The sequence below is a fragment of the Pantoea sp. MHSD4 genome (assembly GCF_021043305.1).
Lineage (GTDB): Bacteria > Pseudomonadota > Gammaproteobacteria > Enterobacterales > Enterobacteriaceae > Pantoea > Pantoea eucalypti.
The window spans coordinates 258014-266835 of record NZ_JAJNDH010000006.1 but is presented as its reverse complement, the minus strand read 5'-3'; the positions used below and the strand labels follow the sequence as shown (position 1 = coordinate 266835).

The following is an 8822-nucleotide window of genomic DNA, read 5'->3' as shown; positions in this document are numbered from 1 at the left end:
TCCCGTTTCAGAGCACAACCCTTTTTTTGGATCTTTTATCTGAACGGTTATAAATGATCCAGATTGATGAGATCACCAGCGATCCGGGTCAGAATTGGCTTGTCAGCTGTGTAAAATCGCATCAGGCTGCAGTGAAAACAGAACAAAGGAGAACATGATGACTTCCGCCCTACGCCCCTATAAAGATCTTTTCCCGCAAACTGGCCAGCGCGTTATGGTCGATTCAAGCAGTGTTGTCGTCGGTGATGTGATTATGGAGGATGACGTCAGCATCTGGCCGCTTGTTGCGATCAGGGGTGACGTGAATCAGGTCCGGATCGGTGCCCGAACCAATGTGCAGGATGGCAGTGTTCTGCACGTTACGCATAAATCTGCAGCCAATCCGCAAGGCTTCCCTCTTATTATTGGCGAGGAGGTCACGGTCGGCCATAAAGCGATGCTGCACGGCTGTACCATTGGCGATCGCGTGCTGGTCGGAATGGGATCGATTTTGCTTGATGGCGTAATAGTAGAAGATGAGGTGATGATTGGTGCCGGCAGTCTGGTGCCGCCAGGTAAAAGACTGGAGAGTGGCTATCTCTATCTGGGGAGTCCGGTGAAGCAAATCAGGCCGCTTAATGACAGCGAAAAAGAAGGGTTACGCTATTCCGCTAACAACTATGTGGGCTGGAAAGATGATTACCTGGCTGACGCTAACCAGACCCAGCCCTGAGCATCAACGTTATCCTGACGGATAGCCTCTTCCGCCTCATCCTCCAGATCCCAGCGATGGTGCTGAAACAGCGCCATCGCCTCTCCTTCACCAAAACGTGATATCAACGACTCACAGCTGATTGCACAGTTCAGCCGCATGCCGTTGACCAGTACCGGGAAACAAACCGCCTTGAGTTCAGCATCATAGGCTTCATCATCAGGGAACTGTATCGCCTGATTCACGACTGCATGGCCTGCTTAAGCTGAGCAATGACCGGAGCAATGTCTGGCATTACTCCGTGCCATATATAGAAGGCATGAGCAGCCTGCCCCACCAGCATACCCAAACCATCTGCCAGATGATTCGTGCCATGCCCCTGACACCAGCGCAGGAAAGGCGTCAGCCCGCTTTGGTAAAACATGTCATAGCACTGCACGCCGGAATGGATCACGTCAGAAGGTAAAGGAGGCGTTTCTCCATTCACACCGCTTGAAGTGGCATTAACGATCAGATCGAAGTGCTGACCCGTCAGCTGTTCAAAACGACATGCCCGGATAGGCCCATTCTCTCCAAACAGCGTCGCCAGCTCTTCAGCGCGTGCAGCTGTACGATTGACGACGGTCAGTGTCACGCCCGCTGAAAGCAATGGCAGAATGACGCCGCGAGCAGCCCCGCCCGCGCCCACCAGCAATACATTGTCGCCAGCGTTGATCATCTTAAGCCGCTCAAGGTCACTTAACAGGCCAATGCCATCCGTGTTGTCCCCCAGGATCTGACCATCACTGAGTTTTTTCACCGTGTTTACCGCGCCGGACAGGGCTGCACGTTCACTCAGCTGATCGGCAAACTCCCATGCCTGCTGTTTAAAAGGCAACGTCACATTGGCACCACGACCTCCCTGTTCAAAAAAGGCAGAGAGCGCCTGGGGAAAACCATCAATCGGGGCGCAGATGCGACCATAGCGATGTTCAATACCCGTCTGCTCAGCGAAAGCCTGATGGATCAGCGGTGATTTACTGTGGCTGATGGGATTACCGAAAACGGCGAATTGATCCATGAATTAACCCTGACGTATAAGTTCGCCGCTAATCACATCGCGGATTTCAGAGGGATTAAGGCGGCCACCGGTTTTTCCCGACAGAACCGGGAAGTGCTCACCAAACTGTTGCTTCACTTCTTCCGCCGTGCGGCAGGGAGGCAGACCCGACAGATTTGCGCTGGTTGAAACCAGCGGTTTACCAAATGCGCGGCAAAGCGCCTGCACATCGGGATGGTCACTGACGCGAATGGCCAGCGAATCAAACTGCCCGGTCAGCCAGCGAGGGGTTTGTGGTGGAACGGGGACGACAAAGGTCACAGGACCGGGCCAGCATGCAAACATCCGCTCACGCTGCATCACCGAAAGTTCGCGTGCGGAGATATAAGGTTCAAGCTGGGTGTAATCAGCGGCAATCAGGATAAGTCCCTTTTCTACCGGACGCTGTTTCAGCGCCAGCAAGGCCATGACGGCAGATTCACTGTCAGGGTCACAGCCCAGACCAAATACAGCTTCAGTTGGATAGGCGATGACCGCCTGACGATTCAGATGCGCTAAGCAATTTTCAAATGAATCGGCGAGGTGTTGATTTTCCATGATCTATGAATTCTCTTCAGCGATGGCTTTGCCACAACTCTTACTGGCACAGAATCGTTTAATGCCCTGCGCCGTCTTTTTTTCAACTAACAGTGGATACTCACAATAAGGACAGATTCCGGCAACGGGTGTCAGATTCACAACAAACTGGCAGGCGGGATAGCGATCGCAGGAGTGAAACGTTTTGCCGTAACGGGAACGCCGCTGAACTAACCGGCCTTCATGGCACTGAGGACAGGCCAGCGAGGTTTCATCCGGTTTATCGATGGTTTCGGTGTATCCGCATTCCGGATAGCAGCTGCAGCCGATAAACATGCCAAAACGTCCCTGCCGCAGCACTTTATCCGCACCACATTCTGGACAGGCGTGGCCTTCCAGCACTTTGACCACGTGGCCATCGGCCTGACCTTTTAAAGGTCGAATGTAGTCGCAAGCCGGGTAGTTCGCGCAGCCCAGAAAAGGACCATGTTTACCGGAGCGAATAACCAGTTCTGCCCCGCAAGCGGGGCAGGGATCCTGTTTACGCACGGTGAAGAGTGCAGCTTTACTCATAGCGATCAATGCATGAAAGGAAATTTAATGCAGCATACCTTCATTGACGTCGAATAGCAGTTCTTCCATCTGCTGATAGGCATTTTCACATCCCGGGATGTTGAACAACACCATCAGCACCACCCATTTGAGATCCTCCAGGTCAAACTCAGAGGTATCCAGCGCCATGATACGTTCGATGACCATTTCACGGGTTTCCAGGTTCAGCACCTGAATCTGCTCCAGGAACAGCAGAAAACCACGGCTATCAGCATCTAAACGCTTGCTCTCTTCGTCGGTATAAATACGCATGGAGAGCGGATCACTTGTCAGTAAAACTGGCTCAACCAGCCCTTCCTGATAATCAGCCAGTCTTTCCAGCCAGTTCAGCGCACTGTAAACATCTTCACGATGGAACCCGGCATCCGTCAGGTCGTCTGTCAATCTGTCCTGATCAACACCCATTTCTGCTTCGTTGTGGATATATGTCTCAAACAAATACATCAGTACGTCGAACATGGCATGCCCTCCTCAATCGGACATAGCCGCCGGGTACAGCTGCGATCCATCCTGCTAACTCCAGTTCCAGCAACTGAGCTGAGATAACTGGCACAGATTGGCCGGCACGTTCAGCGACAACGTCAACAGGTGTAACATCATCACCTACGTTAGCCAACACATCAGCAAATGGCAATGGAGCATCGTCACTCACCTCAGAATAAATTTCGTCGGCCTGTGTCGCTGGCAGCCAGTTCAGCGCACCAGCCAGATCTTCCACAATGTTATTGGGGTGGGCCACCAGCAGCGCACCCTGCTGAATCAGCCAGTTAACGCCTTCACTTAATGGATTGCCGATCGCGCCAGGTAAGGCATAGACATTGCGATTCTGCTCCAGCGCATAACGTGCCGTCACCAGTGAGCCACTCTTCAGCGAGGCTTCTACCACCAGCACCCCATGACTCAGACCGCTGATGATACGATTACGGCGTGGAAAATTCGCCGGATGCGGCAGGGTCGCCAGCGGAAATTCAGAAATCACAGCACCACCCTGCTCAACAATCTCTGCGGCAAGGTCGGCATGATTTTTGGGATAGAGATTTTGTAACCCACTGCCCAGTACAGCCACCGTTTTGCCCTTCACGTTGAGTGCTGCCTTATGTGCAACACCATCAATACCCCGGGCCAGTCCGCTGGTAATGGTCAGACCGCTGAGGCTTAAGTGCTGAGTAAACCAGTCGCACCAGTAACGGCCATTATGTGAACAGTTTCGACTCCCCACCACCGCTAACTGAGGAGTACTTATCACAGCAGGATCGCCATGAATATAGAGCAGTGGCGGAAAGCGGCTCGTTTCTTTGAGACGGGCTGGATAGGCCTCGTCCAACGCAGTAATCAGATGATGAGCCGGACTCTGTGCCAGCCAGTCATACAATTCTGGAAGTTTTTTTGCACTGAAATCATAATATTGCTGGCGCTGACTGGCATCTAACCCTAATCGGATAAGCTGCTCCTTATCTGCTACCTGGCCACCTGTCTGCTGTGCGACGTCAATCCAGCGTTTCCCTGTCATTCCAGTGACGGCTGCCAGCCGCACGTACTGCGCTATTTTGTCCATCTCAGACTCCCTGATCGCCCTTGCTTCCTGCTGCACAATGCTGTCAATCAGGCCTCGAAAAGTCTACAATATGAGGTAGTAATCTTTTCTTAACCGAATACAGATCTGGATATTTATGTCAGTTTTGCAGGTATTACATTTCCCTGACGAGCGTCTTCGCAAAGTCGCTGCGCCCGTTAAAGAAGTTAACGCAGACATTCAGCGTATCGTTGATGATATGTTCGAGACGATGTATGCCGAAGAAGGTATCGGTCTTGCCGCTACGCAGGTCGATATTCATCAGCGCATTATCGTGATTGATGTCTCTGAAAGTCGTGAAGAGCGTTTAGTTCTGATCAACCCTGAGCTGCTGGAAAAAAGCGGCGAAACCGGTATTGAAGAGGGTTGCCTCTCAATTCCGGAACAGCGCGCATTTGTTCCACGTGCCGAGCGGGTTAAAGTCCGTGCACTTGATCGTGACGGTAACAGTTTCGAGCTGGAAGCCAGCGAGTTACTGGCCATCTGTATCCAGCATGAGATCGATCATCTGGAAGGCAAACTGTTTATCGATTATCTGTCGCCTCTGAAGCGGCAACGAATCAAAACTAAGTTAGAGAAACTGGCGCGTCAGAACGCCCAGGCTTCCTGAGAACTTAAGAAGGGATACACGTGTCTGCCCCGCTAAAAATCATCTTTGCCGGCACACCTGACTTTGCAGCGCGTCATCTTGACGCGCTGCTTGCTTCTGAACATCAGGTTATCGGTGTATTCACCCAACCCGACCGCCCGGCGGGTCGCGGTAACAAATTAACCCCAGGCCCGGTCAAAACGCTGGCGATGGCACATGACATTCCTGTGTATCAGCCTAAGTCACTGCGACCGGAAGAGAATCAGCAGCTGGTTGCTGACCTTAAGGCTGATGTGATGGTTGTTGTGGCCTACGGATTAATTCTGCCAAAGGCCGTGCTTGATATGCCACGTCTGGGCTGCATCAACGTTCATGGTTCACTGCTGCCACGCTGGCGTGGAGCCGCACCGATTCAACGTGCGCTCTGGGCTGGCGACAGCGAAACCGGCGTGACCATCATGCAGATGGATGTGGGGCTGGACACCGGCGATATGCTGCACAAGCTTGCCTGTCCGATTACTGCCCAGGATACCAGTGCAATGCTATACGATAAGCTGGCTGAACTTGGACCACAGGGACTGCTGGATACGCTGACCTTACTGAGCACTCAGCAGGCTACACCTGAAAAACAGGATGAAGCGCTGGCCAACTATGCTGAGAAGCTCAGTAAAGAGGAAGCTCGTCTTGACTGGACACTCTCAGCAGAACAGCTTGAACGTTGTATTCGCGCGTTTAACCCGTGGCCGATGAGCTTTTTCACCATTGATGATCAACCGGTGAAAGTCTGGCAGGCAAGCGTTCTGCCTCACAGCGATCGTTCGCCGGGTGAAATTATTCATGCGGATAAACGTGGCATCCAGGTGGCGACCGCTCAGGGTGTACTGAATCTACTGCAGTTGCAGCCCGCCGGTAAAAAACCGATGTCGGCTCAGGATCTTCTCAACTCGCGCCGGGAATGGTTTGAACCTGGAACCCTTCTGGACTGACTCTCAGGCCCGGTCACTCACCGGGCCTTTTGTTTGATGACAAAACCCTATGACTAAATCAATCAACCTGCGTAGCCTCTCCGCCCAACTTATTGAGCGCGTTGTCGACAAGGGCGAATCCCTGAACACGGCACTGCCTGCCGCTCAGAAAAAACTCTCTGACAAAGATAGCGCGTTAGTGCAGGAGATCTGTTTTGGCGTGTTGCGTACATTACCGCAGCTTGAAGCGCTAATCGGTAAACTGATGGCGCGTCCCCTTACCGGTAAACAGCGGGTTCTGCACTATCTGATCATGGTCGGGCTTTACCAGCTGGAATATACACGCGTGCCTGCTCACGCCGCACTGGCAGAAACTGTCGCAGGGGCCGAAGTCCTGAAGCGCACCAGCCTGAAAGGCTTATTAAATGGTGTATTACGCCAGTTTCAGCGCCAGCGCGAAGAGCTGCTCGCCAGCATTCAGGATGGCCCGCAGCGGTATCTGCATCCGGGATGGCTGCTAAAGCGATTGCAGCATGCCTGGCCAGAACAGTGGCAGCAGATCGTCGAAGCCAATAACCAGCGTCCGCCGATGTGGTTGCGGGTTAACCAACAGCACCACGAACGTGATGCATGGCTGGCCCTGCTGACTGAAAGTGGCAGGAATGCAAAGCCTGCTGACGATGTGCCGGATGCACTTCGGCTCGATGCCCCTGCTCCGGTCAGTCAGTTACCAGGCTTCGGGCAGGGTTGGGTGACCGTGCAGGATTTGTCCGCTCAGCGCTGTGCTTTGCTGCTTGAACCCCAAAACGGCGAACAGATTCTGGATATATGTGCTGCACCCGGCGGTAAAACGACCCATATTCTCGAAATCGCGCCGGAAGCAGAAGTCATGGCCGTCGACGTAGATGCACAGCGCCTTAAACGCGTTGAGGAAAATCTGCAGCGACTGGGCATGAAAGCAGATGTTAAACAGGGTGATGGACGGACGCCGCAGCAGTGGTGCGGTGATCGGCAGTTTGACCGAATTCTGCTGGATGCCCCCTGCTCTGCTACCGGAGTGATCCGACGTCATCCAGACATCAAGTGGCTGCGTCGCGATCGTGATATCGCCGAGCTGGCAAAGCTTCAGTCTGAAATTCTTGATGCTGTCTGGCCGCACCTGAAACCAGGCGGCACGCTGATTTATGCTACCTGTTCCATCCTGCCTGAAGAGAATCATCAGCAGATAGATGCTTTCCTGCAGCGCCAGCACGATGCACAAGCCGTTTCCCTCAGGGATGCACCCGCGAATGGCCTACAGGTATTCCCGCAAGCCGAAGGCGGAGATGGTTTCTTCTACGCTAAGCTGATAAAGAAATCGGGTACAAACTGAGATGAGTATTGATAAGCGATGAAAATAATCATTCTGGGCGCAGGTCAGGTTGGCGGTACCCTGGCAGAAAATCTGGTCGGTGAAAACAACGATATCACGGTGGTGGATACCGACTCTTCACGCCTGCGTCATCTGCAGGATAAATTCGATCTGCGCGTCGTGCAGGGTCATGGTTCTCATCCGCGCATTTTGCGGGAAGCAGGCGCGGAAGATGCCGACATGCTGGTTGCCGTGACCAACTCCGACGAAACCAACATGATTGCCTGTCAGATTGCTTATTCGCTTTTCAATACGCCGAACCGTATCGCCCGGATTCGCGCGGCCGACTATCTGCGTGATGCGGACAAGTTATTTATTCCTGAAGCGGTGCCCATTGATCACCTGATCTCACCGGAACAGTTGGTGATCGAAAATATCTACCGTTTAATCCAGTATCCTGGCGCGTTGCAGGTGGTTAACTTTGCTGAGGGCAAAGTCAGCCTTGCGGTGGTGAAAGCCTATTATGGTGGACCACTGGTGGGCAATCCGCTCTCCATCATGCGTGAGCATATGCCACACATCGATACCCGCGTAGCCGCTATCTTTCGTCAGGACCGGCCCATTCGTCCGCAGGGCTCAACCATTGTAGAAGCGGGTGATGAAGTCTTTTTCATCGCCGCCAGCCAGAACATTCGTGCCGTAATGAGCGAGATGCAACGGCTGGAGAAACCCTACAAGCGGATTATGCTGGTGGGTGGCGGTAACATTGGTTTCGGTCTGGCACAGCGTCTTGAGAAACATTACAGCGTTAAGCTGATTGAACGTAATGCTCAGCGCGCAGCCGAACTTGCAGAACATCTGCATGACACGGTAGTTTTTTATGGCGATGCGTCCGATCAGGAGTTGCTGGCGGAAGAGCACGTTGAGCAGGTTGATCTGTTTATTGCCGTCACCAATGATGATGAAGCCAACATCATGTCAGCCATGCTGGCAAAAAAGATGGGGGCGAAGAAAGTTATGGTGCTTATACAGCGTCGTGCGTATGTCGATCTGGTGCAGGGCAGCGTCATCGATATTGCTATTTCACCTCAGCAGGCCACTATCTCTGCTCTGCTGGGCCATGTGCGCAAAGCAGATATCGTGGGTGTATCGTCACTGCGACGCGGTATTGCAGAGGCAATCGAAGCAATAGCGCATGGTGACGAATCCACTTCACGCGTGGTCGGCCGTTCAATTGATGATATCAAATTACCGCCAGGGACCATTATCGGCGCAGTGGTTCGCGGTGACGATGTGATGATTGCCAATGACAATCTGCGTATTGAACAAGGAGATCATGTCATCATGTTCCTCACCGACAAGAAATTTGTCTCAGACGTTGAACGTCTCTTTCAGCCAAGTCCATTTTTCCTGTAAATGCCGCATT

The 8822-nt window shown here is 52.8% G+C and carries 11 protein-coding genes; 5 read left to right on the top strand and 6 right to left on the bottom strand.

The features are described from left to right. Positions 1–157: 157 nt before the first annotated feature. Positions 158–712: a gamma carbonic anhydrase family protein gene (locus tag LQK91_RS18380; RefSeq protein WP_003852332.1), complete on the top strand. Its 555-nt coding sequence runs from the start codon at positions 158–160 to the stop codon at positions 710–712. Here the strand turns inward: LQK91_RS18380 and LQK91_RS18375 are convergent. The 6 genes from LQK91_RS18375 to dprA are packed head-to-tail and all read right to left on the bottom strand — an operon-like array spanning position 679 to position 4473. Beyond that, positions 679–936 (bottom strand): DUF1488 domain-containing protein, encoded by a 258-nt coding sequence (locus LQK91_RS18375; RefSeq protein WP_003852334.1) that lies wholly within the window; start codon positions 934–936, stop codon positions 679–681. The two genes, LQK91_RS18380 and LQK91_RS18375, sit on opposite strands and share 34 nt — an antisense overlap. Next, entirely contained in the window at positions 933–1751 is an 819-nt protein-coding gene (aroE, locus tag LQK91_RS18370) for a shikimate dehydrogenase (protein ID WP_003852337.1), read from the bottom strand. The genes LQK91_RS18375 and aroE overlap by 4 nt, the downstream gene beginning before the upstream one ends. A gap of 3 nt (positions 1752–1754) precedes the next feature. Further along, a complete protein-coding gene (gene tsaC / locus LQK91_RS18365) occupies positions 1755–2327 on the bottom strand; it encodes an L-threonylcarbamoyladenylate synthase type 1 TsaC (protein ID WP_003852339.1) in 573 nt (190 codons plus the stop codon). Between the two features lie 3 nt (positions 2328–2330). Continuing rightward, positions 2331–2879 carry a DNA topoisomerase family protein gene (locus tag LQK91_RS18360; RefSeq protein ID WP_003852341.1) on the bottom strand — a complete coding sequence of 183 codons (549 nt, stop codon included), beginning with the start codon at positions 2877–2879 and terminating at the stop codon, positions 2331–2333. 24 nt (positions 2880–2903) lie between these two features. Continuing rightward, complete coding sequence (gene smg, locus LQK91_RS18355; RefSeq protein ID WP_003852344.1) at positions 2904–3377, bottom strand: DUF494 family protein Smg; 474 nt, start codon at positions 3375–3377, stop codon at positions 2904–2906. After that, the gene (gene dprA, locus LQK91_RS18350; RefSeq protein WP_003852346.1) at positions 3349–4473 is read right to left on the bottom strand and encodes a DNA-protecting protein DprA; all 1125 of its coding nucleotides are present in this window, start codon (positions 4471–4473) and stop codon (positions 3349–3351) included. Before dprA ends, smg begins: the two co-directional genes overlap by 29 nt. A gap of 115 nt (positions 4474–4588) precedes the next feature. On the opposite strand from dprA, the gene def reads away from it, so the two are divergent. Genes def through trkA form a run of 4 tightly spaced genes read left to right on the top strand, consistent with a single transcriptional unit; the run spans position 4589 to position 8812 of the window. After that, positions 4589–5101 (top strand): peptide deformylase, encoded by a 513-nt coding sequence (gene def, locus LQK91_RS18345; RefSeq protein WP_003852348.1) that lies wholly within the window; start codon positions 4589–4591, stop codon positions 5099–5101. 20 nt (positions 5102–5121) lie between these two features. Continuing rightward, positions 5122–6066 carry a methionyl-tRNA formyltransferase gene (gene fmt / locus LQK91_RS18340; RefSeq protein ID WP_105099981.1) on the top strand — a complete coding sequence of 315 codons (945 nt, stop codon included), beginning with the start codon at positions 5122–5124 and terminating at the stop codon, positions 6064–6066. Positions 6067–6115: 49 nt separating this feature from the next. Beyond that, the gene (gene rsmB, locus LQK91_RS18335) at positions 6116–7417 is read left to right on the top strand and encodes a 16S rRNA (cytosine(967)-C(5))-methyltransferase RsmB (protein WP_105099980.1); all 1302 of its coding nucleotides are present in this window, start codon (positions 6116–6118) and stop codon (positions 7415–7417) included. Between the two features lie 18 nt (positions 7418–7435). Then, positions 7436–8812: a Trk system potassium transporter TrkA gene (trkA, locus tag LQK91_RS18330; RefSeq protein ID WP_008927128.1), complete on the top strand. Its 1377-nt coding sequence runs from the start codon at positions 7436–7438 to the stop codon at positions 8810–8812. The last annotated feature ends 10 nt before the right edge of the window (positions 8813–8822 follow it).

Coding starts and splice junctions, on each gene's coding strand:
- LQK91_RS18380 (WP_003852332.1), top strand. CDS start 158: ATGACTTCCGCCCTACGCCCCTATAAAGATCTTTTCCCGCAAACTGGC.
- aroE (WP_003852337.1), bottom strand. CDS start 1,751: ATGGATCAATTCGCCGTTTTCGGTAATCCCATCAGCCACAGTAAATCA.
- tsaC (WP_003852339.1), bottom strand. CDS start 2,327: ATGGAAAATCAACACCTCGCCGATTCATTTGAAAATTGCTTAGCGCAT.
- LQK91_RS18360 (WP_003852341.1), bottom strand. CDS start 2,879: ATGAGTAAAGCTGCACTCTTCACCGTGCGTAAACAGGATCCCTGCCCC.
- smg (WP_003852344.1), bottom strand. CDS start 3,377: ATGTTCGACGTACTGATGTATTTGTTTGAGACATATATCCACAACGAA.
- dprA (WP_003852346.1), bottom strand. CDS start 4,473: ATGGACAAAATAGCGCAGTACGTGCGGCTGGCAGCCGTCACTGGAATG.
- def (WP_003852348.1), top strand. CDS start 4,589: ATGTCAGTTTTGCAGGTATTACATTTCCCTGACGAGCGTCTTCGCAAA.
- rsmB (WP_105099980.1), top strand. CDS start 6,116: ATGACTAAATCAATCAACCTGCGTAGCCTCTCCGCCCAACTTATTGAG.
- trkA (WP_008927128.1), top strand. CDS start 7,436: ATGAAAATAATCATTCTGGGCGCAGGTCAGGTTGGCGGTACCCTGGCA.